At 56.4% G+C, this 25,850-nt stretch carries 23 protein-coding genes; 8 read left to right on the top strand and 15 right to left on the bottom strand.

The annotated features are described in order from the left end of the window. Positions 1-17 precede the first annotated feature (17 nt). The 3 genes from Q4G72_RS09930 to Q4G72_RS09920 all read right to left on the bottom strand — a co-directional run bounded on the left by Q4G72_RS09930 (position 18) and on the right by Q4G72_RS09920 (position 4,684). Positions 18-2,450, bottom strand: a complete 2,433-nt coding sequence (locus tag Q4G72_RS09930; RefSeq protein ID WP_303311270.1) for an ABC transporter permease — start codon at positions 2,448-2,450, stop codon at positions 18-20. Positions 2,451-2,486: 36 nt separating this feature from the next. Continuing rightward, the gene (locus Q4G72_RS09925; protein ID WP_303311772.1) at positions 2,487-3,176 is read right to left on the bottom strand and encodes an ABC transporter ATP-binding protein; all 690 of its coding nucleotides are present in this window, start codon (positions 3,174-3,176) and stop codon (positions 2,487-2,489) included. Between the two features lie 251 nt (positions 3,177-3,427). After that, positions 3,428-4,684 carry an efflux RND transporter periplasmic adaptor subunit gene (locus tag Q4G72_RS09920; protein WP_303311269.1) on the bottom strand — a complete coding sequence of 419 codons (1,257 nt, stop codon included), beginning with the start codon at positions 4,682-4,684 and terminating at the stop codon, positions 3,428-3,430. 311 nt (positions 4,685-4,995) lie between these two features. On the opposite strand from Q4G72_RS09920, the gene Q4G72_RS09915 reads away from it, so the two are divergent. Together Q4G72_RS09915 and Q4G72_RS09910 are read left to right on the top strand one after the other, a co-directional pair. After that, complete coding sequence (locus tag Q4G72_RS09915) at positions 4,996-6,375, top strand: sigma-54-dependent transcriptional regulator (RefSeq protein ID WP_303311268.1); 1,380 nt, start codon at positions 4,996-4,998, stop codon at positions 6,373-6,375. After that, positions 6,365-7,714 (top strand): sensor histidine kinase, encoded by a 1,350-nt coding sequence (locus Q4G72_RS09910; protein ID WP_303311267.1) that lies wholly within the window; start codon positions 6,365-6,367, stop codon positions 7,712-7,714. The genes Q4G72_RS09915 and Q4G72_RS09910 overlap by 11 nt, the downstream gene beginning before the upstream one ends. Positions 7,715-7,757: 43 nt before the next feature. On the opposite strand, the gene Q4G72_RS09905 is transcribed toward Q4G72_RS09910, so the two are convergent. The 11 genes from Q4G72_RS09905 to Q4G72_RS09855 form a co-directional block, all read right to left on the bottom strand. Continuing rightward, entirely contained in the window at positions 7,758-9,122 is a 1,365-nt protein-coding gene (locus Q4G72_RS09905; protein WP_303311266.1) for a metallophosphoesterase, read from the bottom strand. Positions 9,123-9,613: 491 nt separating this feature from the next. Continuing rightward, a complete protein-coding gene (locus Q4G72_RS09900) occupies positions 9,614-11,047 on the bottom strand; it encodes a TolC family protein (protein WP_303311265.1) in 1,434 nt (477 codons plus the stop codon). Continuing rightward, complete coding sequence (locus Q4G72_RS09895) at positions 11,040-14,231, bottom strand: efflux RND transporter permease subunit (RefSeq protein WP_303311264.1); 3,192 nt, start codon at positions 14,229-14,231, stop codon at positions 11,040-11,042. Before Q4G72_RS09895 ends, Q4G72_RS09900 begins: the two co-directional genes overlap by 8 nt. Before the next feature lie 27 nt (positions 14,232-14,258). After that, a complete protein-coding gene (locus Q4G72_RS09890) occupies positions 14,259-15,341 on the bottom strand; it encodes an efflux RND transporter periplasmic adaptor subunit (protein ID WP_303311263.1) in 1,083 nt (360 codons plus the stop codon). Positions 15,342-15,962: 621 nt separating this feature from the next. Beyond that, complete coding sequence (locus tag Q4G72_RS09885) at positions 15,963-17,312, bottom strand: sensor histidine kinase (protein ID WP_303311262.1); 1,350 nt, start codon at positions 17,310-17,312, stop codon at positions 15,963-15,965. Between the two features lie 51 nt (positions 17,313-17,363). After that, entirely contained in the window at positions 17,364-18,035 is a 672-nt protein-coding gene (locus Q4G72_RS09880) for a response regulator transcription factor (protein ID WP_303311261.1), read from the bottom strand. Positions 18,036-18,220: 185 nt separating this feature from the next. Then, the gene (locus tag Q4G72_RS09875) at positions 18,221-18,901 is read right to left on the bottom strand and encodes a metallophosphoesterase (protein WP_303311260.1); all 681 of its coding nucleotides are present in this window, start codon (positions 18,899-18,901) and stop codon (positions 18,221-18,223) included. Between the two features lie 154 nt (positions 18,902-19,055). Further along, positions 19,056-19,499, bottom strand: coding sequence for a hypothetical protein (locus tag Q4G72_RS09870; protein ID WP_303311259.1), 444 nt, complete (start codon positions 19,497-19,499; stop codon positions 19,056-19,058). Positions 19,500-19,544: 45 nt separating this feature from the next. Further along, entirely contained in the window at positions 19,545-19,979 is a 435-nt protein-coding gene (locus Q4G72_RS09865) for a hypothetical protein (RefSeq protein ID WP_303311258.1), read from the bottom strand. Between the two features lie 12 nt (positions 19,980-19,991). Continuing rightward, positions 19,992-20,408 (bottom strand): hypothetical protein, encoded by a 417-nt coding sequence (locus Q4G72_RS09860; protein ID WP_303311257.1) that lies wholly within the window; start codon positions 20,406-20,408, stop codon positions 19,992-19,994. Positions 20,409-20,643: 235 nt separating this feature from the next. After that, the gene (locus Q4G72_RS09855; protein ID WP_303311256.1) at positions 20,644-21,051 is read right to left on the bottom strand and encodes a hypothetical protein; all 408 of its coding nucleotides are present in this window, start codon (positions 21,049-21,051) and stop codon (positions 20,644-20,646) included. Positions 21,052-21,283: 232 nt separating this feature from the next. Here Q4G72_RS09855 and Q4G72_RS09850 point away from each other — a divergent pair, with 232 nt between their 5' ends. Beyond that, positions 21,284-21,628, top strand: a complete 345-nt coding sequence (locus Q4G72_RS09850) for an STAS/SEC14 domain-containing protein (protein WP_303311255.1) — start codon at positions 21,284-21,286, stop codon at positions 21,626-21,628. Between the two features lie 132 nt (positions 21,629-21,760). Next, positions 21,761-22,162 (top strand): hypothetical protein, encoded by a 402-nt coding sequence (locus Q4G72_RS09845; RefSeq protein WP_303311254.1) that lies wholly within the window; start codon positions 21,761-21,763, stop codon positions 22,160-22,162. A gap of 27 nt (positions 22,163-22,189) precedes the next feature. Here the strand turns inward: Q4G72_RS09845 and Q4G72_RS09840 are convergent, their stop codons facing one another. Beyond that, positions 22,190-23,257 carry an SDR family oxidoreductase gene (locus Q4G72_RS09840; protein WP_303311253.1) on the bottom strand — a complete coding sequence of 356 codons (1,068 nt, stop codon included), beginning with the start codon at positions 23,255-23,257 and terminating at the stop codon, positions 22,190-22,192. 741 nt (positions 23,258-23,998) lie between these two features. Between Q4G72_RS09840 and Q4G72_RS09835 the strand changes: the two genes are divergently transcribed. The 4 genes from Q4G72_RS09835 to Q4G72_RS09820 all read left to right on the top strand — a co-directional run. Continuing rightward, positions 23,999-24,232: an Arm DNA-binding domain-containing protein gene (locus Q4G72_RS09835; RefSeq protein ID WP_303311252.1), complete on the top strand. Its 234-nt coding sequence runs from the start codon at positions 23,999-24,001 to the stop codon at positions 24,230-24,232. A 167-nt stretch (positions 24,233-24,399) separates the two neighbouring features. Then, positions 24,400-24,618, top strand: a complete 219-nt coding sequence (locus tag Q4G72_RS09830) for a phage integrase SAM-like domain-containing protein (RefSeq protein ID WP_303311251.1) — start codon at positions 24,400-24,402, stop codon at positions 24,616-24,618. Continuing rightward, positions 24,534-25,319: a site-specific integrase gene (locus Q4G72_RS09825; RefSeq protein ID WP_303311250.1), complete on the top strand. Its 786-nt coding sequence runs from the start codon at positions 24,534-24,536 to the stop codon at positions 25,317-25,319. The genes Q4G72_RS09830 and Q4G72_RS09825 overlap by 85 nt, the downstream gene beginning before the upstream one ends. A gap of 339 nt (positions 25,320-25,658) precedes the next feature. Beyond that, a partial coding sequence (locus Q4G72_RS09820; RefSeq protein ID WP_303311249.1) for a hypothetical protein occupies positions 25,659-25,850 on the top strand: 192 nt, incomplete at its 3' end.

The following is a 25,850-nucleotide window of genomic DNA, read 5'->3' as shown; positions in this document are numbered from 1 at the left end:
TCTCGCACCTGGCCGCCTTACTCCGAGCGGAGGTTTTTAATGGGGTTGGAAGTAGCGGCTTTCACTGCCTGGAAGCTTACAGTTAGAAAGGCCACGGCGGCGGCCAGCAGGCCACTTACCAGGAAGGCCCACAGGGGAATATCAATGCGGTAGGCAAAGTCCTGCAGCCAGCGGCTCATGGCCAGCCAGGCCAAGGGAAAGGCAATGATAGCGGCTACCCCAACCAGCACCATAAACTCCTTGGAAAGCAGCCCTACAATGGTGGAAACATCGGCGCCCAGCACCTTGCGGATTCCGATTTCCTTTTTGCGGCGCTCAGCCGCGTAGGTAGCCAGACCAAAAAGACCCAGGCAGCCCACGAAAATGGCTACGCCGGTAAACGTGAACAGCAGAGTTTGCAGCTTGTCCTCGGCGCGGTACATTTCATCGAAGCTCTCGTCCATAAAGCGGAATTCAATCGGGTAGTCTGGGCTGAACTTGGCCCATACCTTCTTTACGCTCTCCACGCCCGTGGCCACATCGTTGCTCCGGAGCTTGACGGCCACCTTCCAGTTGGCGCCAGGAAAGATCTGCAGTACAGTGGGGTCGACCTTGTCATACAGGCTTTTGTAGTTGAAGTCCTTTACTACTCCAATGACCTTTCCTACTTTCATAGAATCGGTATTCCGGTCGCTCCAGACCCGCCATTGCATGGCTTGGCCCAGGGCTTTGTCAGGCGTGCCAAAGCCTAGCTCGCGCACGGCGGTTTCGTTAATGACGAAGGCGTGGTCGGCATCGTCTTTATAGGAGGGAGAAAAGTTGCGACCGGCTATCAACTTCAGGCCCAGCGTACGCATATAATCGTAATCGACCAGCAGTTGGGTAACCGAAAAGTGCTTCAGCTCTCCGTTCACGGGCACTTCAATATCGTCGCCGGCCACTAGGTCGCCCGGGAAGCCGTAGCCGATACTGGCCGAGGCAACACCGGGTGCCTGTTCCAGCTCCTGGTGGAAAGCCTGGTAGTTGCGGTTCATGTTCTCGCCGCGCATGGGGAAGAACATAATCTGGTCCTTATTAAAGCCTAAATCCTTATTGTGCAGATACGACACCTGCCGGTACACCACAATGGCACAGACGATGAGGAACACCGATAAGGCAAACTGCACCACAATTAGCCCCTGCCGCAGCCACTGTATTCTACCCAACGGCCCATCAGAAACCACGGCACTTTTGAGCACTTTCACTGGCTTGAAGCTGGCCAGCACCAGGGCCGGGTAAATGCCCGCCAACAGCCCCACCAGCACCGTGAGACCCAGCAGTATGGCTACCAGGCCAGGATTCTGCAGCAGGTTGAAGCTCATGTGCTTGCCCGTAAACTCGTTCAGGTAAGGCAACAAAGCACTGGTCAGCACAGTCGATAGGATTACGCTAAGCAGAGTAAGCAGCACGGTTTCGGCCAGAAACTGCATCATTAACTGGCCCTGGCTGGCCCCGATGGTTTTGCGGATGCCCACCTCCTTGGCCCGCTGCATCGACTTGGCCGTGGCCAGATTCACGAAGTTAAAGCAGGCAATAAGCAGGATGGCAAAGGCAATGATGCCCAGCGCCCGCACGTAGGTAATATTGCCGTGCCGGATAAAGTTTAGCTTGAAATCAGCCGAGTGAAGGTATACCTGGCGCAGCGGCTGTAGAAAAACGGTGTATTCTATCCTATCCTTGCCCAGCTGGGGCTGCACCTTATCCTGGATGTACTGCTGGAATTTCGCTTCCACAGCCTTGCCATCGGCACCGGGCCGCAGCTTCACGTAGGTCTGAAACTGCCGCCAGCCCCAGCCATGCAGGCGCTCCTCGGGCACCCCAATAATAGCCGGTGTAAGCTTCATGATGAAGTTCATATTGAGATGAAACTTCAAATCCCGGTTCTGAAGCACGCCGGTTACCCGCAGGGTCAGGGTATCCAGCTTTAGCTCCTTACCAATCGGGTTCACTTTGCCGAAGAACTGCTCGGCCATTTGCTCTGAGAGAACAATAGAGCTTGGGTCGGCGAGGGAATTCTCGGGTGTCCCGTAGAGGAAAGGTACCGGCAGTACGCTGAACACGTCCGGATCAGCCACGAAGCCGTCTTCCTGGTAAAGGCTTTTATCGGCGGAACGAAACAGGATTTTGGACTGCAGGTTCATCAGTCGGGCAGCCTTTTCTACCTCGGGCAGCTGCTGTTCCATGGTAGGCGCAAACATAGGAGCCCCGAAGGAGGTACGCTCAGGCTCCGTGCCATTTATCCTGTGCGTGTTCACGCGGTATACCCGCTCGCCATTAGGCAGGAAACGGTCGTACTGCAGCTCATCGGCAATAAATAACCCAATCAGCAGGCAGGCCGTCAGGCCCAGAGCCAGGCCGGCAATGTTGAGAAAGGAAAAACCTTTATGCCGGATCAGGTTCCGGTAGGCAACAAGCAAATAGTTCTTAAACATGGCGCAGGAAGCTGAGCAGTGTGAAGCAGATGAGGCTTAGACCGTGAAGGGCTGCTGTACATTTTCCAGCACTACCTGCCCATCCAGCAGGCGCACCACGCGGTGGGCGTAGCGGGCATCGTGCTCGGAGTGCGTCACCATCACAATGGTAGTCCCGGCCTCGTTCAGCTCGGTGAGCAGCTCCATCACCTCGTTGCCGTTGCTGGAGTCCAGGTTGCCGGTGGGTTCGTCGGCCAGAATCAGGCGGGGGCTGTTCACTACGGCGCGGGCCACGGCCACGCGCTGCTGCTGGCCCCCGGAAAGCTGCTGGGGGAAGTGGTTGCGCCGGTGCATGATCTGCATCTTTTCCAGCACTCGCTCTACTTTTTCCTTACGCTCGGCAGCGCCCACACCCAGGTAAATCAGTGGGAGCTCTACGTTCTCGGCCACGGTCAGCTCCTCAATGAGGTTGAAGCTCTGAAACACGAAGCCGATGTGCTTTTTGCGCAGCTCGGCCCGGCGCCGCTCCGAAACGTGGCTGACATCGGCGCCGGCAAAGAAAAAGCGGCCAGCGTCCGGCTCATCCAGCAGCCCGATGATATTGAGCAGCGTGGACTTGCCGCAACCCGAGGGGCCCATGATGGCCACAAACTCGCCTTCTTCCACGGCCAGCGACACATCGTTCAGGGCCTTGGTCTGCACTTCTTCGGTGCGGTAAATTTTCTCGAGGTGTTCAATCTGAAGCATCATGGCTGAGGTAGGCTGGGGTTGAGAGTTGCGGGAAATAGACGAGTGACTGATGGCAGAAAAAGACCGTCATGCGGAGCCAGGGCTTGGGCCAGAAGCAGTAGGGAAGCAGCACTACTGCCTGGTTGGTCGCCGTTCACTCACCACATGCACCGGACGTCCTATATGTAAGGCACCTTTCACCTTACCAGGCCCGCCCGACTCGGCATGACGGCTTTTTCAAGGATTACCGGCCACGGCCGGGATAGAAATTAATCTTGTTTGGACTGCAGCAAAAGCTCGCCCATGTTCTCAAAACCTTCGTAGCTGGAGGTTATGACTTTGTCGCCGGGCTTCAGGCCGTCCAGCACTTCATAGTAGTCGGGGTTCTGGCGGCCCAGGCGGATATCGGTGCGGTAAGCCTTGGTGCCATCCTCATTGACTTTGAAAATCCAGTTGCCGCCGGTTTTCTGGTTGAAGCCGCCACGGGGTACTCGTATGGCCTGAGTCTGGTCGCTTAAAGCCAGCCGCACCGGCACCGACTGCCCCCGGCGGATATCGGGCGCCGGACCCGTAAATTCCAGATCCACCTGCAGGCCACGGGTAACCTGGGGAAAGATTTTGGTCACGCTCAGCTCATAACTCTTTCCGTTTAGAGATACCTCGGCTTTCTGACCCGGGAAAATCCGGGAAATATAGTACTGGTCCACAGTGGCGCGCACTTTCAGGCCTGTAAGCATATCCAGCTGGCCAAGGCGCTGCCCCCGGGTTTTTAATTCTCCTATTTCTGCGTTCAGCGAAGTCAGCCGGCCGGCGGCCGGGGCTTTGATGGTCAGGTCGCCCAGTTTTTGGCGCATTAAGGCCAGGTTGCTTTGCATACGCTCCACCGACTGCTGCATCTGGCTGATCTGCTGCCCCATTGAGAGGGAATCCTGCCGCAGCGACTGGCGCGTGAGCTGCTGCCGACGTTGCTGGAAGCGGTAGTTATTCTGGGCCTGATTAAACTCCTGCCGGGAAATCACCTTTTGCTCGTAGAGCGTGCTGTTTAAATCGTATATCCGTTTCGCCTCCCGCAGCTGGTGCTCAATTTCGGCCAGTTGATTGAGCTCCTGAATGCGGTTTTGCTGGAGCAGGTTGCGCGTGTTGTGCAGGTTGTTCATCAAATCGAACACCGCTGTTTCGCGGTTCACCATTTCCAGCTGCAGATCGGTGTTGGCCAGCTCAATGATGGGCTGCCCCGGCGTGAGCGTGGCGCCATCTTCCACCAGAATACGCTGCACGGTCCCGCCTTCGGGGGCATCCAGGTAAATGCTTTTGATGGGCATCACTACCCCATCCACCGGCACCAATTCCTGAAACGGCCCGCGGGTTACGGCGCTGATGGTTAGCCGCTCGGGGTCCACGTTCAGTTTGGGTGCGCCCGCCGTGGTCAGCAGACTGGCAGCCAGCCCAACCACCACCAGCACTACTGCACCTAGAAGTAGTAAGCGGGTACGGGTCCAGGTTTTCTTTTGAATGGCAACGTCCATGTTCTGAGGGCAGGTTTATTAGCCTGAGTAAAGCGGATGCCAAACCTTTCATAAGAAAGATGCCATCTATTTAATTATTTGATTTTCAGTTAGTTATAGTTGAACCCAAGATGTTTTCCTTCAAAACTGTTCGGTTTTGATACAATGCACCGTCCGGTTCCGATACAAGTGGGCAGGACCAGGCAGAGAAAAACGCCTTTCCCTTACTCCTGGGTGGGTTTTGCTACCTTAGTACGGTTTATGGTAGGTGATACAGAGCTTTGCGCCGGAGCGGCCACTCTCTCCTATTCCTAATTACTTCCTCGATTCCTATGGTTCTGAAGAAAGCACGCGTTTTGGTAGTGGATGACGACACAGATGTGCTGTTCGCCATGCGTATGCTGCTCAAAACGGAGGTGCAGGAAGTAGTAACCGAGAAAAACCCGGAGCTGCTCCTCTCCCTGCTCAGCAAGCAGCATTTCGATGTCATTTTCCTGGACATGAACTATAAGAGTACCCTGGGCAGCGGCAACGAAGGTTTGTACTGGCTGGGGCGCATCCGGGAAAAAGACCCCACAGCCAGCGTCATCATGATTACGGCCCACGGGGAAGTCAGCACCGCTGTACGCTCCCTGAAAGCCGGCGCCACCGATTTCATGGTCAAGCCCTGGCACAACGAGCAGTTGCTGGAAACCCTGGCGGCGGCGCTGGAGCAACGGGCCATGCCCGGCAAAAGCCCTGGTGGCGCCCCTACTCCCCGGCGTGCCGCTTCCTTCGCCGAGTTTGATCTGCTGGGCGAATCGGATGCCATGCAGGAGGTGTTTCACAAGATTGAGAAAGTAGCGCCCACGGAAGCCAACGTGCTGTTGCTGGGCGAAAACGGCACCGGCAAAGAGCTGGTGGCCAAAGCCCTGCACCAGCGCTCCTTCCGTGCGGCCAAGCCTTTTATTACGGCTGATCTGGCGGCCATGAGCGAAGGCATTTTTGAAAGCGAGCTTTTCGGCCACAAAAAAGGCTCGTTTACTGATGCCCGCGAAGACCGGGTAGGCCGTTTTGAAGCGGCCAATAGCGGCACCTTGTTTCTGGATGAAATCGGCAACATTGGGTTGCCTCAACAGGCCAAGCTGCTTACAGCCCTGCAAAACCGCCAGGTAATTCCTCTGGGCAGCAACGTGCCCATTCCCGTAGATATTCGGCTCATATCGGCAACCAACGCTCCGCTCTACGAGCTGGCTGCCCGGAATGAGTTTCGCAAGGATCTGATTTATCGCCTGAACACGGTAGAAATTACCCTGCCGCCGCTGCGGGCCCGGGGCGAGGATGTGGTGCTGCTGGCGCGTCACTTTGCCAGCCTCTATGCTGCCCGCAACCGCAAGCCCACCCCTACCTTTGAGCCGGCGGCCCTGCAGAAGCTGCGGGAACACAGCTGGCCCGGCAATGTACGGGAACTGCAGCACGCCGTGGAGCGGGCCATTATTTTGGCGGAAGGCAACGTGCTGCGTGCCCAGGATTTCCACTTTTCGGCCATGGAGACTACCGGTGCGGGACCAGCCACGGTGCCGCCGGAGGCTCCCTTGCAGCTCAGCGAAGTAGAGAAAACAACTATTCTGCGCGTGATTGAGCGCCACCACGGCAACATTACCAAGGCGGCCAAAGAGTTGGGCCTCACCCGCACTGCGCTCTACCGTCGCCTCGAAAAACATGACCTCTAAGCGGCTGGAACTAGGCATTGCATGGCGGCTAGCGGGGCTGCTAGGGCTATTATGCGCTGGCCTATATGCACAGCAACACCGCAGCTACGCCCTGCTGCTTGTGGCCGGTGGCCTTCTAATTCTGGCGGTATGGGAGTTGGCCCGCTACATTACGCGCCAGAACCGGTTGCTGGCCGATTTTCTCCTGGCAGTGAAATACCGTGACTTCGCCCAGCACTACAACGAAGCGCATACAGACCGCTCCCTACGGCCACTGTATGCCGCCTTTAATCAGCTCAACACCACCTTCCGCCAACTGAGTGCCGAGCGCGAAACGCAGTTCTCCTACCTGCAGACGGTGTTGCAGCTCATTGATACCGGCATTCTCTCCTATGATACCACTGGGCAGGTAGAATGGGTAAATGAGGCGTTTAAGCAAACATTGGAGCTGCCTTATCTAAAGAATATGCAGGCCCTGCAAAAACGCTTGCCCACACTTTATGAAGCCATTCACCAGTTGCAGCCCGGCAGCCCTATGGTGGTAAAGTTGATTGTTGGCGAGAAAACCATGCAGCTGTTACTTTCTGCTACGGCTTTTCGGCTACAGGACCGGGCGTTTACCTTGGTTGCTTTCAAAAATATCAGCCACACGCTGGATGAAACGGAAACGGCTGCCTGGCAGAAGCTCCTGCGGGTAATGACCCACGAAATCATGAATTCGGTGGCGCCCATTGCCTCGCTGGCGGATTCGCTGCGCCGACACCTGCGCCGGGAACTGGAACAGGTACCTGTACTTCCCCAGGAGCAGACTCTGCTTACCGATGTGGCCGAAGGAATCGGCATCATCCAGAACCGCAGCGAAGGGCTACTGCGGTTTGCCCAGGTGTACCGCGACTTAAGTACCATTAGCGCCCCTCAGCTTGGTACCGTGGGGGTGCAGGAGCTGTTTGGCACCATTCAGGGGCTGATGACGCCACAGTTACAGGAAGACAATATTGAGCTGCAGACTTCAGTAGAACCACCTGATCTGCAGCTACAGGCCGATGGGCATCTAATGGAGCAGGTGCTTATTAATCTGGTGCTGAATGCGGCCTATGCTGTCCGTGAGGCCAAGCAGCCGCGCATCAAGCTGCAGGCGCGGCAAGCAGAGTCTGGCCACGTACTTCTGGAAGTAGCTGATAACGGCACAGGAATTCCTGCCGAGATTCTAGACAGCATCTTTATTCCCTTCTTCACTACTCGCAAAAATGGTACTGGCATCGGCCTGAGCCTGGCGAAGCAGATTATGCACCTGCACCGCGGCAGCATAAAGGTGCAATCCTCGGAGGGCCAAGGCACCGTCTTTCGACTGGAGCTGTAGACCCTCTGCCTTGGAGGGGTTAGTGATACCTCCATCAGAAAACTTATTCCTTTAATAAGCGCTGCCGAAGCACCTGTCCATCGAGGTGAATTGTGGCTTGATACTGCCCTTTTCCCAGCAAAGGAAGGACTACAAGTCGGTTCTCGCCCGCCACCACGAGTTGTGCCCCATGCCAAACTACCCGCCCCTGCATATCAGACAGGGTAACCGTAGCTACCCCAGCCCTGGCACTGGCAATGTCCAGCGTCAAGGCCTGTTTGAAGGGATTAGGGTAGGTGCTTAACGTAGCAGCTGCCTCCGGGAAGGAGACGGCCACAGGGCCATAATAAGCGAACTGCCCCCCAATAGCTTCCTGACGCAGGCGGTAATAGTGCCGGCCCGTTTTACCCGGGGTGTTATCGGTCAGGGTATAGTCCCGGGGGTGGGTACTGCTCCCGGGCTGACTTACCAAAAAGCCAATGGTAGTGTAGGACAGGCTGTCGGAAGAGGACTCAACGGCGAAGCCCCGGCTGTTCTGTTCCGCAGTAGTAGTCCAACGCAGCACAACTTCGGAGTCCTGGCGCTCCGCTGTAAACGATGTCACCGTCACGGGCAAAGGAAATTCCTTCTGTAGCATATAGGAATCCACCAGCTGGCCGGAGCGCGTGTAGAACTGCAACGACAGGCTTTGGGCAGAAGCGTTGCACAACAGGGCGCCATAATCTCCGGCATACAGGGCCTGCGTGTAGGGCCTTAACCTATGCACGCCAATAACCTCGTCGCCACCTACTCCATTGACGATATAGGGCAGATCATTGATAAGCAGCCGTTCATAATGATGATCGTGGCCGGACATAACCACGGAAGCACCCCATTCCCGGAAAGGCCAGCGCAGCTCTGGGTTATTGCCCCGGTCGCCTGAAGAGTAAGGGGCGTGATGCAGGTATACTACCTTCCATGGCGAGGTGGAAGCTGCCAGTTGTTGTTGCAGCCATTGCGCTTGCCCCGAGGTGCTCCCAATACCGTCCGGTTCGCTAGGGTTGCTGTTGAGCACGAAGAAATGCACGTTTCCACGCACAAAGTCGTAGTACCGCTCATTGCCGGGCAAGGTGAAAAAGTCCAGATAAGGCTGTCCCTTTAGGGTCATCACATCGTGGTTGCCCAGGCAGGGGAAAAAGCGGTTTTCCGCCTCAGGAGCCGCTGCGCCGTAAGCGCCCGTATAGGGGTAGATATAGCTATGGTAGTATTGGCCGATATTCTGGTCGATGGTACTGGCAGCGCCATACTCGTAGTTGTTGTCACCCATCGACAGGATAAAGTCCGGGTTCCAACCCTTTACCAACTCAGCTACATCCTGGGCAGGCTGGCCGGCGCGGCCAAAATCTCCGATAGCGACAAAACGCTGCCCCCATCCCGGCGCGGTCTGCAAGCAAGCTAAGAGCGCGGCTATTCCTGTATAGAGTTGTTGCCATTTCATACTCACATTCCAACATCACGATACCCATAATTAATATAACATATAATATTTTAATAATTCGAAAGCAGGAAGTATGGCTACGCGAACCAAGAGGTTAGAACACCTGCTTATTTCGCTGAACACCACCTTAGCGGTATCCGTCGGCGTCGTTTAGCTGCTTAATCCCAAGATCAAAAAAATAGCATGGCTCAGAGGCGGATAGATGAAAACGGCTAATTATTCCGTCACGGTAACTAAATTTTGAAGAGGCAGCAGTCCGAATCTCCCAGGCTAGCCTTGGTAGTGCATAAAAAAGGCCCGCAAACCTAGCTTGGTTGCGGGGCCTCTCTTGGCTAAAAATTCACTAAATCCTGCCGACTGTCATCTAATCATCTCAACAGCTTCCTGAAAGTCAGATCCAAATTGCAGTTGATTTACCTGTTGTTTCTAACTGGTTCCATTAACTACTTCCATCCACCACCCAAGGCCCGGTATACATTGACCGAGGCATTGAGCTGCTGCATTTTGGTTTCGATTAAGTCAAACTTCGATTCCAGGGCATCCCGCTGCGTGAACAGCACCTCCGTATAGTCGGCGCGGGCTGAGCGGAAGAGGCTGTTGGAAATAGCAACGGACTGGTTCAGGGCGTCCACTTCTTTGGCTTTCGCATCGTAGCTTTTTTCCAGGTTGCTGATGTTAGAAAGCTGATTGGCTACTTCCACGTAGGCGTTCAGCACGGTCTGCTCATACTTATACACCGCCTGGGTCTGCACGGCATTGGCGTTGTAATACATGGCCTTTATGCCATTCCGGTTAATAAGCGGGGCCATCATATCACCCGCCAGGGAAAACAGCATGGACTCCGGCGTCGTCACTAATAAGCCCGGTTTCAAAGCCGCCAGCCCTACGCCGGCAGAAAGGGAAAGGGACGGATAAAAGGTGGCCCGGGCCACCTGCACATCCAGCTTAGCGGCCGCCAGGTTCTGCTCCGCCTGCCGTACATCGGGCCGGTTGCTTAGCAGCTGGGTGGGCAGTCCGGCCTGAATGGCCTGCGGCAGCAGGTCGTTGAACGCATCATCGTTCCGGGTAATGGGCTGTGGGTAGCGGCCGGCCAGATAGTTTATCCGGTTCTCCGTTTCCACAATGCGCTGCTGCAGCTTGAACTGCAGGCTGCGGGAATTCTGCACCTGGGCCTCAAACCGCTTTACCGCCAGCTCCGTGGCCCTGGCCGACTCCTTCTGCAGCCGCACCAGCTCCAGGGCGTTGCTTTGAATGCCAATGTTCTGCTTGATGATGGCCAGCTGATTATCAAGAGCCAGAAGCTCGTAGTAAGAAGTAGCCAGCTCGCCAATCAGATTGGTTACCATGAAGTTCCGGCCTTCCACACTGGCCAGATACCGGGTGGCCGCGGCTTTGCGGGCTGTGCGCAGCTTGTGCCAGATATCCACCTCCCAAGTGGCAAAAGCCCCCAGCTGGAAATCCGTTAACGGGTCGGGGGTTCGGCGGTCTTCCTCAATGTTGACATTTTCCTCCGTAGCACCCTGCAGCGTGTAACGGCCTACCTTATCCACGCCGGCTTTGGCTCCCAGGCCCACAAAGGGCAGGTACTCGCCTTTGCGGGCGCGGATTTCGTTGCGGGCAATTTCGATTTCCTGCAGCGTAATATTCAGCTCCTGATTGTTCTGCAGGGCCGTATCAATCAGGGCTTTCAGGTTGGGGTCGGTAAAGAAATCCTGCCACCGCGCCCGGGCCATGTTGGTGCTGTCCGGGGCGGTATTGAAGCTGGCGGGCACCCGGCGGCTCTCGTTTTTTACCACCAGCTCCGGCGTTTTGCAGGCTCCTACGGCCATGGCCAAGAAGGCGGCCCCCAGTATCTGATTTAGGCGTCTCTTAAGCATAAGGCTCCATTTCTTCAATTAATACATGAGGCTCAATGCTCTCGGTTAAGGGCATTTCGTATTCATCCCGAATCAGCTTGCGGCCCGCGGCCAGGGAGCCAAAGATGAAGTACAGGCCGGGCACGATGATGACCCCGAACACCGTACCGAACAGCATGCCGCCCAAGGCCGACGTACCAATGGTGCGGTTGCCGATAGCGCCGGCCCCGGTGGCCAGCACCAGGGGAATCAAGCCGGCAATAAAGGCGAAGGACGTCATCAGGATGGGGCGGAATCGTACCCGCGCGCCTTCAATAGCGGCGTCGCGCACCGACAGGCCTTCCTCGTGCTTCTGCACGGCAAATTCCACAATCAGCACGGCGTTTTTACCCAGCAGACCCACCAGCATCACCAGGCCCACCTGGGCGTAGATGTCGTTGGCCAGGCCCATGAGCTTGAGCAGCAGGAAGGAGCCAAACACGCCCACCGGCAGGGAAAGCACCACTACCAGCGGCAGCAGGAAGCTCTCGTACTGGGCAGCCAGCACCAGGTACACGAACACCAGCACCACCAGGAAGATGATTACGGCCTCATTGCCGCGGGAAACCTCGTCTTTCGAGAGGCCACCCCAGTCAATATCGTAGCCCCGGGGCAGCGACTTAGCCACTTCCTGCACTGCCTGCAGGGCTTCGCCGGAGCTATAGCCCTCGGCCGCGCCACCCCGGATGGAAGCCGTGGTGTACATGTTGTAGCGGTTAATCTCATTGGCGCCCTGGCTTTTCACAATCTTCATGAAAGCCGAGAAGGGTACCATTTCGCCCTTGTCGTTTTTCGCCCACATGTTCAGGATGTCTTCGGGCAGGCGGCGGTATTCGGGCGAAGCCTGCACGTACACCTTGAAAAAGCGCTGGTATTTAATAAAGCCCAGCTCGTAGGTACTGCCCACCATGATGGACAGGGTGTTCATGGCGTTGCCGATGCTTACGCCTTTCTGCATGGCCAGCTGGTTATCAATCTGCAGCTCATACTGCGGATAGTCGGCGGAGAAGAAGGTGAACAGGCCCGCCAGCTCCTTGCGCTTTTTCAGCTTGGCCATGAACTCCTCGTTCACCTTTTCCAGGGCTTTGTAGTCGCCGGTGTTGGTTTTATCCAGCAGCTGCAGCTGGAAACCGCCTGCCGCGCCGTAGCCCGGTACTGCTGGTGGCTCGAAGAACTCGACGGTGGCGCCGGGAATTTCGTGGGCCTTTTTCTCCAGGGCCACAATGATTTCATGCACGGATTCTTTGCGCTCGTCCCAAGGCTTGAGGTCAATCAGACAGGTGCCGGCGTTGGAGCCCCGGCCTTCGGTCAGTACCTCGTAGCCGGCCAGCGTGGAGATGTTGGCCACGCCAGGCACGTCCTTGGCCAGCTGCGCCAGGCGCTGCGATACCGCATTAGTACGCTCCAGCGTGGAGCCGGGCGGAGTCTGAATAATGGCGTAGATCAGGCCCTGGTCTTCGCTGGGAATAAAGCCCGAAGGCAGCTTGGCCGTGATGGCCCAGATACCCAGCCCGGAGGCCAGCAGCATGGCCAGCGTAACGGCCCGCCGGCTCACAATCAGCTCCAGCAAGCCCGTGTAGCGGTTGGTCAGCTTTTCAAACCCGCGGTTAAACCAGTCCAGGAATCGGTTGATGGGGGTTTTCTTGCGGGGCTGGCCGTGCGTGTTTTTCAACAGCATAGCGCACAGCACCGGGGTCAGCGTCAGGGCCACTAGGCCGGAAATGACGATGCCCGTGGCCATAGTGATGGAGAACTGCCGGTAGAAAATGCCCACCGGGCCGCTCATAAAGGCTACCGGCACAAACACGGCCGTCATCAGAATGGTAATGGCAATAATAGCCCCACTGATTTCGCCTACCACTTTCCGCACCGCATTGTACGGCGACAGATGCTCTTCCTCCATAGTGGTGTGCACAGCCTCAATCACCACAATGGCGTTATCTACCACAATACCAATGGAAAGCACCAGCGCAAACAGCGTAATCATGTTGATGGTGAGCCCGAAGGCCTGCATGGCCATAAAGGAACCGATGAGCGACACCGGCACGGCCAGCACGGGAATAAGCGTGGAGCGCCAGTCGCCCAGGAACAGGAACACCACCAGTGCCACTAGAATAAAGGCGTCGCGCAGGGTATCAATTACGTTCTCGATGGACGCATCCAGGAAGTTGGAAACGTCGTAGCTGATTTTGTAATCCATGCCGGGCGGGAAGGAGGTTTTCTTCATCTCCTCCAGCTTGGCTTTCACTTCCTTAATGACATCCTTGGCATTGCTGCCGTAGGTTTGCTTGAGCACAATGGCCGCCGAGGGGTACTGGTTGAGGTTGGAGTAGATGTCGTAAAACTCACTGCCCAGCTCCACGTTGGCCACGTCTTTCAGGCGCAGAATCTCGCCGTTGGGGCTGGCCTTCAGGATGACGTTTTTGTACTGCTCCACGTCGCTGAAGCGGCCCTGGTAGGTCAGCACGTACTCCAGCGCCTGGGCCCGCATACCGTCGCTGCGGCCAATACGGCCCGGCGAGCCGATAACGCTCTGCTCATTCAGCGCTTCCATCACATCGTCGGCGGAGAGGTTGTAGGCCCGCATGCGGTCAGGTTTTAGCCAGATCCGCATGGCGTACTGCCGGCTACCCAGAATGTTGGCCCGTCCAATGCCGCTGATGCGCTGCAACTCCGGCAGCAGGTTTACCCCGGCGAAGTTGAACAGGTACTTCATGTCGGTGTTCTTGTCTTTGCTGTACAAGTTCACATACATCAGCATGTTCGGCACCACCCGGTTTACCACCACGCCTTCCCGCTGCACCAACTCCGGCAAACGGTTGAGCACCTGCGCAATGCGGGTATTCACGTTTACCACGGCCTGGTCGGGGTCGGTCCCCAGATTAAAGACAATCTGAATGTTGGCTTCCCCGGCGCTTACCGCATCGGAAGTCATGTACTTCATGCCCGGTACGCCGTTCACGGCCTGCTCCAAGGGTATCAGCACCGACTCGGTGAGCACCTTGGCACTGGCCCCGGGGTAGGCTGCACTCACCATGACCATGGGAGGCGAGATTTCCGGGAACTGGGAGGTGGGCAGGATATTCATGGCCAGCAGCCCCATCAAGAGGATAACCACCGAAATAACGATGGCAAACACTGGCCTGCGAATGAATTTACTAAACATAGTCTGGCTATTTAGAGGGGGCTGACCTTACTCGCTGTACACTTTCAGGTGGGGAATAACCGCCTGCGGCGCTTCGTAAGTGAAGCTGATCTTGTCCCCATCTTTCACTTTCCGGATGCCTTCCAGCAGGATCTTGTCGTCGGCAGTTAGGCCTTTCCGGATGGCGTACAAATCCTGCATTTCGGCGCCTACGGTTACTTCCCGCTGGTGCACCACGTTGGCATTATCCACTACGTAGACGAACTTCTTCTCCAGAATCTCGAAGGTGGCTTTCTGCGGAATCAGCAGGGCCTGTTTCATGGGCACGGTCATCAACACGCTGCCGGTTTCGCCATTGCGCAGCAGGGCGGCGGGGTTTGGGAAGGTGGCCCGGAAGGCAATATTTCCGGTTTCGTTGTTGAAGTCAGCCTCAATGGTCTGCACCATGCCTGGCTGCGGAAATACCTCATCGTTGGCCATCTTGAGCCTTACTTTCAGCAGGTTGTCGTTTTTGGCCTGGGTTTTATAGGTCAGGTATTCCGCTTCCGGCACGTTGAAGTACACCCACATCTTGCTGTTGTCGGCCAGGGTGGTGAGCAGGTCGCCTTCATCCACCATGCTGCCCTGCCGGACCTGCAGGTGGTCCATGATGCCGCTGAAGGGCGCTTTCACGGTGGTGAACAGCAGGTGGGTCTGGGCCACCGACACTTCCGCTTTGGCCTTGTCTACTTTAGCGGAGGCCAGTGCCAGCTCATTTTTGGAGACGATATTCTTATCGGCCAGCCGTTTGGTATTCTGGTATTCCAGGCTCACGTAATTGGCTTCCGCCTGCGACTTCTGTAGCTCGGCCTGGTACATCAGGGGCATAATCTGGAACATGAGCTGGCCCTGGTGCACGGCCTGGCCCTCATCCACATAGATTTTTTGCAGATAGCCCTTTTCCAGGGCCCGCAGCTCAATGTGCTGAATGGAATGAATCTGGGCCACGTACTCCTTGGTCACGGTGGTGTCTTTCAGCCAGGGGCTGGTGGCTACCAGCTTCACCTTCTCTTCCACTTCCTCTTTTTCTTTGGTGCAGCCGGCCGCGCAGTACAAGGCACACCAGCTCAGGAGCAGGAACATTCTTTTCATAAAGACCTTAGGTAATTTGACCAGCGTCGGAGGACACTGGGAGATGAGAAGTTGGAGCAATTGGCGTAGGGCTGCCCGTGCTGAAAAAGCGCACGGAAAGGGCTTAGCAGATAGATCCACCAGTTGGCCGGCGGAACCCAGCGTCACATGAATCGGCGAAGGTCCTGGGGGTGCCCAAATAAAGGAGGTAATTGGATTCCAATCTGGAATGGATAATAGCCGGGTTAAATAGTACTACCGGCGGTTGGGGCTGCGGCCCAAAAAAATGCAGAAACAAGGCCATACCGTTACGTTCTCCGCTACTGAATGCGCAAAGGTGCGGGGGCCGTATTAACGTGGGATTGGAATGACATTAGAACTTTCTAATGTGGGCAATGCAGAGCGCTGGGCACGACTTATATATAACTTTCCATTGTCGAGCGGCGCCTTTGCTCAATCAGCCTTTTAATGCCTGTTTATCAAACGCACCCAATTCAACCTAACACCCTTGTTGGAAAAAGTCTATTCCATGGGATGAGAAGTAAGCAAGGCTTAGGGCTCTAGCTGAGGCATACAGTTTCCCAAATCCTCATTCTGAGGGCCGGGTTTTACCGCTTTCGATAAAGTATTAACCAGGGCCGACTATAGCCACAGCCGAAACTCCGTGCCTTTTCCAACCACTGATTGGACGGCTACGCCGCCCCCATGTAGCTCGGCTACGCGCTGCACCAGGCTCAACCCCACGCCGTTGCCGCGAAATTGGGTGCGCACCGCATCGGCCCGATACATAGGTTCAAAGATGTGGGGCAGCGCTTCCGGGGAAATGCCGATGCCGGCGTCGCGCACCGTAAAAGTGCAGCCGCCCACGCTGCGCTCCAGGCTGACGCGTACGGCCGAGCCGGTGGGAGAGTACTTGCAGGCGTTGTCGAGCAGGTTGACGAGGGCGAGGGTAAGCAGCTCGGCGTGGGCCCGGGACTGGCAGTCCTCCACTGCATCGGGCAGGTGCAGCTCTATGGTGGTGGCCGGGTAGCGCTGCTGCACGGCCTGCACGGCATCGAGCAGAGGTTCCGTGAGCAGCATGGGCGTCAGGGGCAGGTCGTGGGCGGGTTTCTCCTGACTTAGCTCGGCCAGCAACAGCAGGTCGTTGGTGAGCGAGATAAGGCGGCGCACCTCTTCGGTGGCTGAGGTGAGGGTGGCGCGCAGCTCCTGGGGGCGCTCATCATAGGCCCGGGAGATATCCAGGGTCCCCAGCAGGTTGGCCAGGGGTGTGCGCAGCTCATGGGAGGCATGCCACACAAAATTGCGGTTTTGCACCACGGTATCGGCAAGCCGGGCGAGCAGGGCATTGAACTGCGCCGCAAGGCGGGCCAGCTCGTCGCGCCCATTACCGGTGGAAAGGCGCTGGTCGAGGGTGCGGGAGGATAAGGCCTGAATTTCCAAACTTAGCCGCTGCACGGGTTTCAAGGCGCGGCCCGCAAACAGGTTAGCCAGCCCGACTACAAAGGTGAGTCCCAGGATGTTGGTAATAAGCAGGTTATTCCGCAGGCGCTCCAGCCCCTCCCGGCCGAACTTATCCTCTGCCGTAACCACGACTACGAAGCCTTCGTCGCCATTTTTGGTGGCGAGGGCCACGCCCACGGCGGGTCCCTGGCTGAAAAAAAGCCGCCCCGCCGTGCGGGCCCGCTGCAGAAAGCGGGGCGTGATAACCAAGGCGGAATTGGGCCGGCTGGCGTAGAGCAGCCGGTTGTTTTCGTTGTAGATAGCCTCGTACTGGTTCTGCTGGGTCAGCAGCAGAATGGCATCCGTCGGCTCCAGGCGCTCGTGCTTGCGTACGTACACCTTGGCCGTGGCCTCCGCCTTGCGCAGCAGCAGTCGCTCAAACTGGCCGCGCTGGCTGTTGCGCTCAAAAAAGTACACCCCGCACGACACCGCCGCGACCAAAGCCAGCATCAGGCCGGCGAAGAAAAGCGTAAGGCGGGTGCGAATGGTCATGCAAATAAACGTCTGCGAAGAGGCTTGTGATAGGAATAGTGGTGCCCGGGCTTAAGCCCGCAACACATAGCCCATACCCACTACTGTATGGATAAGCTTGGGAGAAAAGTCCTTGTCAATCTTCCGCCGCAGGTAAGTGATGTACACATCGATAATGTTGGTGTTGGTGTCGAATTTCAGCTCCCAGACTTTTTCCGCAATATCCACCCGCGACACCACATGGCCCTGGTTCAGAAGCAGGTATTCCAGCAGCGCATACTCCCGGGCCGTTAGCGCAATGGGCTGACCGGCCCGCTCCACGCGCTTGGTGGTGAGGTGCAGCGTCAGGTCGGCTACCGACAAGGTGCGCCCGGGGCCGGCCTCATGGTAGCGCCGGTAAAGGGCGCGCACCCGCAGCAGCAGCTCCTGAAACTCGAAGGGCTTCACCAGGTAATCATCCGCACCCGCGTCATAGCCCTCGGTTTTATGGGCAATGCCGCCCAAGGCCGTCAGCAGCAAAATGGCTGCCTGCGGCCGCTCGGCCCGCAAGCGGCGGCACACTTCAAAGCCATTCAGCTGGGGCAGACTGACATCCAGAATAACCAGGTCATACTCCCCGCGCAGGGCCATACTCAGGCCCAGCTGCCCATCAAAGGCAGTATCAACCCAATATCCTTCACCTTCCAGGCCCTTGCGCACGAAAGAGCTCAGTTTGGCTTCGTCTTCAACCAATAAAATCTTCATAAGATAGCAGCTTGCGCTAAGGAGCGCAAAGATAGCTGCCTACTGGTGCTGCAAGGCAACCTTGGAGGTTTAGCCTTTTTACTAGTGCTGGAAACAGGGCTACATTAGAACCCATGCAGGAAAGGCGCAGTCCATATATGCTCCGTGCTTCGGAGCGCCACGACGGACGCCTTCACTCGGCACTATTAGTATCCGTTGATCTCCGGATACAGCGCTGTTACCACGTCACTTTGCACAAAGGCCTTGGTGCGTCCATTCAGCAGGGTCAGGCGGCCCTCCGTACACGCGCCTTGGTCAAGATTCCACACATTGGCTCGTGCGCAGGGCACCGGGCTGTTCGGCCATGTGGGCGTGTGGCCCACGAAGCATTCCTGGTATCCTTGTGCTTCTGCCCCTTGCGCCCACAGCTCCCGGGACCACATTAATTGATAGGAGTCTTGCTCGGCAATAGGCCTAGTCGGGTCGTAGCCGGCATGCACGTAGAGGTTTTGGTGCTCGTCTTCAAAGTAGGGACGCTGCCGGCGGAAGAAGGCAGTGTGATGCCGGTCGATATCGGCCAGCTCACCGCGCAGGTAGGCCTCGTACGTGGCCTGCCCTCCGACCCGGTACCAGAACCAGTTCACCTGGTCCAGGGGTGGGCGGGCAGCCATCCACTCTTGGGTCCACCAGTCGTGGTTGCCCTGCACCCAAATGCTGTTGGGAATATTTAATAGTCGCTCCACGCAGGCCGGGGTTTCCGGCCTGCCGTCGGCCACGTCGCCGAGGTGAATGAGCCGGTCGATACCGGGGCGGAAGGGGCTTCGGTCCAGCACCTGCTCCAAGGCACGAAATGCGCCATGAATATCCCCGAGCACATAGGTCTCCATCCGGGTAGGTACGCAGATTTCGGAAAAAGGCTGACGCGGAGGCCTGTACTTTTGCGGCCATCCTGATATCCCTTTAAAAGGAACGTTCCATGCCCTACTCCTTCCCTGCTTCCTGGGTAGAGGAGCCGACAAGCGCGCTGCCTGATGTTCCCCGCTAGTGCGTAATGGATGCCGGACTATTTGCGTTTGCCTGCTGGGCCGCCCGCAGCCACGCTTGCGCTTCCGCCATCCCGCTGAAGGTGCGGATGTAGCACTTCTCTTCGAGGCGGTGGCGCATGATTTCCGAAGAATGCGCCGGCAACGACTCCACACTGACCACCTGCGCCAAATGGGTCATACCCGCCGCGACTGCCCGCGGTGTCCAGCTCGTGGTTATCCACTCCATGGTTTCATCCCATAGCCCAACGGCTTGGCGCTTATCACTAAGCAGGTAGTGGCATTGGTGCTGCTGCAATAAGGCCAGGCAGGCATTCCCGCCAGCCACCATGCCCACATACGTCTGCTGGCCCTGCCAGTAATTCCGCACCCATAGGTTTTCGGAATCATACTCGGCCGTCATGTAGACCTCGCCAGAGCTATTGGCTAATATTGTTTTCATCACAAGGCAAAGGCGGAGGAGCTAATCGCTCCGGCAGTAGGATAATTAGGCTGGAGTATTCGGTGTCGCTTGCTGTTGGGCTTCCCGTAACCAGGCCTCCGCATCGGCTAGGACGGTGAAGGTACGGATAGCAAAAGTCGGTTTCAGGCCGGCACGCAGCAGCTCGGCCGAATGGGCCCCTAATGTATCGACGCTCACAATCTGGGCAATATGGGTGAGCCCGGCGGCCTTGGCTCGAGGTGCCCAATCCTGCACCACCCACATCACAGCCTGATCCCAGGTCTCCAGCACCTGGCGGTTATCATTAAGCAGGTAGGCACAGGCAAATTGCTGGAGTAGGTCCAGACAGGCCTCGGCCCCGGCTATGATGCCCTCGTAGGTTTGGTGGCCTACCCAGTGATTATGGACCCAGTGATTTTGGGCATCATACTCGGCCGTCATATATACCTGCCCAGAGCTATTACTGAAGGTGATTTTCATAGCGGGAAGAGCTTACTTCATTTTCTGCGCCTGGTGTAGCCAGGCCTGCGCCTGCTGCAGGCTGATAAACACACGCATCTCTACCTGCTCCTGAATGGCGCTATATAAGACTTCGGCGGAGAGGGAGGTTGGGGATTCGGCCCGGATGACCTGGGCATAATGCGTCAGCCCGGCGTTCAACGCGCGCGGCAGCCACTGCGTCGTCACCCACTCCATGGCATAGTCCCATGGTTCAAACGTATGGCGGTTATCATTGAGCAGATAGGGACAGGCATGATGATGCAGCAGCGCTAAGCCGGCCTCACTGCCGGCGATGACGCTGGCTAAGTCCTGCGGGCCTATCCAGTCATTATACACCCAGCCCTGCGCGGCATCATATTCCGTAGTCATATGCACCTGCCCACCCCGGTTAAATAATCTTTGAGGCATAATGATTAATCATCTTGTAGGATAATATGCCTTACCGAAAGAGTCGTATCCTAGATAAAGCAATGAGCAACAAAGTAAATCTGAAAAAACACCTCTTACCGGGCTTAGGAACGACTATCTCCGGGTAGCTGGGCGGTGCGTGGGAGCATGCCTTTAAGAGGAGTTTTGCTTAGTGGAGCGTGCGGAAAATTTCTATTGGCTCCGACGTAGTCTCGCCGGGGGCTGGGCTTTAGGGCTAAAGGGGAAGCGCGCGGCTGACGGCTACCCGCAGACTCAATAGAGCTAACAGCAGCGTCAAGGGCGCGAACAGCCAGTTCTCGAGTTTGTCGGCTGCCAACAAGTTCCCAGCGGTATTGACCAGAAAAAACAGGAACAGGAGCGAAAAAGCGACGGTCATGACCCATGGGTGAACCCTGATCTTCACATAGCCGGCCTGCACGGCCACGACGGCCAGTAGCAGGAGCGTCATCGTCAGGGCCCCGGCTTCCCACCGCAACATCTGCGACGTGTCGCGCAGTCTCCCGCCCCACACGAGGGCGTAGGGAATCATGCCGACCACAACCAGCGCATGAAATACTAGGGTAAGGAGGAAAAAGACCAGCAGACCGTGGAGCGCACGGCGTTCGGAAAAGAGGGCTTTCATCTAGGCAGTGACAGCCTTGAGACAGACGGTCAGGCCAATCTACTGAAAAAAACAGCTGCATTCAAAGCGGGGCCGGATAGATGGAATAGCCGTGCCAATCTTACCCTGGCTACAAGAACTTCTGAACGTTCCGCATCTATTATGGCCTAGCTTTAGGCCCGTTCCACCACAACTTCCTATTCAAATAAGAGTACAGCTTCACTTCATCCAATCTTGGCAGGAGGCCTTCTTTATGCAGGAACTTAAAACCCCTACCGGCCGCTTCTACCTCACGGTCGAAACCGATAGACAAAACCAGTTGATGGTGGTGAATTGCAAGGGTTACCTTACGGCCGACAGCATCCAAACCGGCGCCGCGGCATACACCGCCGCTCTGGCCCGGGCTGGCTATTCCCGCGTGCTCAACGATACCCGAGAAGGACGTGGCCCCTGGGACCATTCCATGGAGTGGATCATCCAGGAGTGGGCGCCCAATGCTGCCGGAGCGGGGCTGCGCTACTTTGCTATGGTCACCAGCCCGGAAACCTTCGATGAGGAGTCCGCCTCCACTTTTTACCAGCAGCTCACTGCCTTCTAGGTGCGGGTGTTTGATAACCGCGAGGCCGCCCGGCAATGGCTGCAGTCCGTTTCCTGAGCCAGCACCCCTTGTGCCTTTGCTCCCCCACCCTGCTATTCATCCGCTAGCAATAGCTCTCCAATATCCTACTTCATGGCGCAGCGCATCCTTTACGACGTTCCTTCCCTGACCATTGCCTACGATTATACCGATGAGTGGCTCTATCTGGATTGGCAGGGCAACCTCACCGATGAGGAAGTCATGAAGGGTGCCCTCAAGCTGTTGGAGCTCCTTCGGCAGGAGCGCTGCACGAAAGTTCTGAACGATAATACCCACCTGACGGGCCTGTGGGCAGATGCCGCCCGCTGGGGCGGGGAGGTATTCTTCCCCCAACTCCAGGAGGCTGGCTGCCGCTACTTTGCCTGGGTACATTCTCCTGAGCGCTATAGCCAGCTCTCGGCGCAGTTGGCTATCCAACATACCGCCGCCGGTATCGTCTTCCTGACCTTCCAAAGCCTGCCCACTGCCGCGGAATGGTTACGCCACCAGCCGTAGACTGCGCTTGCCGGAATGGATTCCGGTTTACGGAATGAGCCGGTCGGAGCGCAGCTGGGCAAACAGGTCGAAAAAGGAGTCCTCGGTAGACTGAAATTCCGTGAAGCCCAACTTCCGGCTTTTGGCCATATCGGTCATCACTTCGATGGGCCGGCCCAGGTCCAGGTCCGTGTGCCAGGGCGAGGCCAGCCGGCTCAGGTCGGGCTCGCGCAGCTGATACCGATCGGCCATTTCTCGCCATACAGGTGCATCCCCTGCCATTTCTTCTTCCAACGGGTGCACCGTCCCATCGAAGCCGGCGGCCTCCACGCCAAACCAAGCGGCCAGCCGGGGCCAGAGCCAGCGCCAGCGGAAGTAGTCCCCATTGACGATGTTAAAGGCCTCGTTGCGGGCAGCGTCGGTGGTGGCTGCCCACACCAGCTGCTTAGCTATGATACGGGCGTCGGTCACGTCAGACAGCCCGTTCCACTGAGCTTCGGAGCCGGGCCAGCGGAAGGGCCGTCCGGTTTCTTTGCAGATGCTGGCATACACGGCCAGCGTGGTGCCCATGTTCATCAGATTGCCCACGGCCTGCCCGATGATGGTGTGCGGGCGGTGAATGCTCCAGGTGAAACCGTCACGCTCGGCCGCAGCGTACACCTCGTCTTCCTGGGCGTAGTAAAAGTTTTCCAGCGGCAGGCGTGGCTGCTCCTCCCGCAGTGGTGTGGGCGGCAGCGCCCCGGCCCGGGCATAAGACTCAAAGGGGCCCAGATAGTGCTTCAGGCCCGTGACCAGGGCCACGTGCTGTACGGACTGCTTAGAGGCAAGCGCGGCTAAGATGTTACGCACCAGCGCGCTGTTGACGCGGATGTTCTCCGCCTCGGTGTCCTGGCGCATCCAGCTGGTAATGAACACGTGGGTAGGGGCAACATCGGCCAAAGCTGTTTCGAGGCTGGCCGGGTCGAGCAGGTCGGCGGCTACCGGGCGCAGGCCGGGCACCTCGTCTTTAGGCGTGCGGGAGAGGCCATAGGTCGTCCAACCTTGGGCCAGTAGTTCGCGGGCCAGGTTGCTACCGATGATACCACTGGCACCTACAATTAAAGCAATTTTATCCATGGAAAAAGGCGCAAATGTGAAGGCGGCAGCGAGGGACTTCTGCCAAGGATGGATACTCCTTTACAGACTTAAAGTTGACGAGTTTAGCAAGAAGCGATAAGCAGGGGCACTCTCCTGCCGCGCCGGAGGCGCTGTAGTATAGGTCGCTATATGCTTAGTCGCTATATACTTAGGTACTGTGATTCAACACTTACCTTCGATCAAGCCCCGCGGGATAATTAAGTACATCCCCCATTCGTGAAACCCCAAATCATACTATCCGAAATGGCACCAAGGTCCACCCGATAGGTTTTGTAGAAAAAATACTGCATGCCAGTTATCGTTCGATTTCTGTCAAGAAGTAATTCTCTCCACTTTAGAGAGTGCCTTTACCTAATAATTTATATGTCAATAATATAGTTAAATCTGAATATTATAGTAAGTTTACCTGACTGGTCTTCGTTCGTAAATCCCTCTGTACTTCTATCCAACAGGAATACCACTTGTATAACCCGCTATATAATCTATTAACAAAAAGCCACCTAGCAGTTAAGCTAAGTGGCTGATTATAAAAGTGGCCCCATTTGGATTCAAAACAAAGACCGGCTGCTTAGAATGCGGTAACCCTACCCTGCTTATCCCCTATTGTTCATTCCCAGAAACTGGTCTAATCAGCCCATAAACAGGCTTTTATTTATTAGGGCTTATTGTGGCCATACCGTTTCTATCAGGTTTGTGTAAACCGACGTTGGTTTACACGCTATGAGCAAGACAACTGACCACAAAAAAGGCAAAGCCACCGTACGGGCCAAATACTACACCAGTAAGACCCTAGCCGATGGTTCTCACCCGTTCATGCTCTGCATTACCAATAACCGGCATCGGATGTACCTCGCCATTGGGGCGAGCCTGCCCCCAGCTTCTGGAACGCTAAAAAATCGGATTATCGGCAGCCCATCAAGAAAAGCTACCCCGACCCGTACCGCGACGAACTGATAAACAAGCTGGCCGATTGGGAGCAGCGGTATGGTACCGCCGCCGGAACCCTGGCTACCAATGACGAGCAACATACTGTGACCGACGTCGCCCAGCGGACCATTGAAGGCTGAAAGGCTGCCCGCCGCGTCCTACTGCTGGCCTACATTGACGAGCTAATTGCCACCATGAACGCTTCCCCTAAGTTAGGCATTGCCCGCATCTACCGGGATATGCGTCGGCAGCTGTCTAAGTTCATTAAAGACGAGTACTACACCCTGGATATTCCCTTTGAACGTGTGACTGTCGCCTTCTGCACCGAATGGGAAAACACCCTTCGGGCGGTGGGCAACGAGGGCAACACCCTTTCCCAGCGCAGCGCTTTCGCACCCTGCTGGCTGTGCTGAACAAAGCCATTGCCAACGGGGTAGCCAAAGCCGAGCATTACCCCTTTGCCCGCAACGTGGCCGAGCGCCACAAGTTCAGCGTCGGCAAGTTTGACATCTCCACCACCAAGCGGGCCATCACCCGCGATGAGGTGCGCCAACTGGAAGCACTGCACCCCACTAGCGAGAGGTTGCGGCTAGCCAAGAACGTCTTCATGTTTTCCTTCTACGTGGGCGGTATGAATTTCATGGATTTGGCCAATCTGCGCTGGCAGAACCTTTCCCGCGACGCCGACGGCCTGCCCCGCGTGAACTACGTGCGCCGTAAGACGGGCGGCAAGTTCTCCGTGCGTCTACTTTCCCCTGCAGCCGCTATGGTAGAGTACTACCGGCCTACTACGGCTACCGGTCCCGACGGCTACGTGTTCCGCATCATCAACGCCCAGCGCCACCAGACCCCGGCCCAAATCAACAACCGCCTGCACAAGCTGCTGCGGCAGGTGAATACCGACTTGAAAGTACTAGCCGCTGAAGCCGGTATTATTGTGCCCATCACCACGTACACCGCCCGCCATTCCTTCGCTACCAGCCTGAAACGTTCCGGGGTAGCTACGGGCGTTATATCGGAAAGCAGGGGCCACAAGTCCGAGGCAGTTACCGCTGTATACCTAGATTCTTTTGCATCAGACGTAGTAGATGCCGCTTTCAAGGCTCTATTGTAGCCATACGACACTTCCTTCATAAACATTGGAAAGAAAGCATGAACCTGGACAGTTATACTCTCTCGCTTAAATAAAGCAAAGCCTAAAGGCACAGGGGGCTTGCCTGTTCTCAACCCTAGATTTTATGATTATTGAATGTTTTACCGATTTAAAAGGAAAAAAATATGTGAACTCGTCCATATTCTAGGATCAACGTATAGAGTGCGCTTCGCTCTCTACTTTGTTTTTGGTACAAGTATTGACAAGTCTTCCATAGTTAAAATTTTTCCTCCTAAAGACATATCGATGAAAGTCACGCTCATACTTCCTCAGCTACTTGTCGTTTTTGCTTTGCAAAATATGGCATCAGCTGCTTCCCATAATATCCTGACATACTCTTCTACTACCTTCTATCAGGAGAAAACAAACTCGCAGGCAGGGGCTGCTATCCTGGAGCGTTTTGAGGTAGGTATCCCCGGTGGGCTGACCACAACTCAGCGCGACCGGATTCGGCAAGCAGCCGAGTCCTTTGCCCGCGACCGGACCAAGGCC

Origin of the sequence: Hymenobacter sp. BT730 (assembly GCF_030542105.1) — a bacterium.
Taxonomy (GTDB): Bacteria; Bacteroidota; Bacteroidia; order Cytophagales; family Hymenobacteraceae; genus Hymenobacter.
This window is presented reverse-complemented; position numbering and strand designations above follow the sequence as displayed.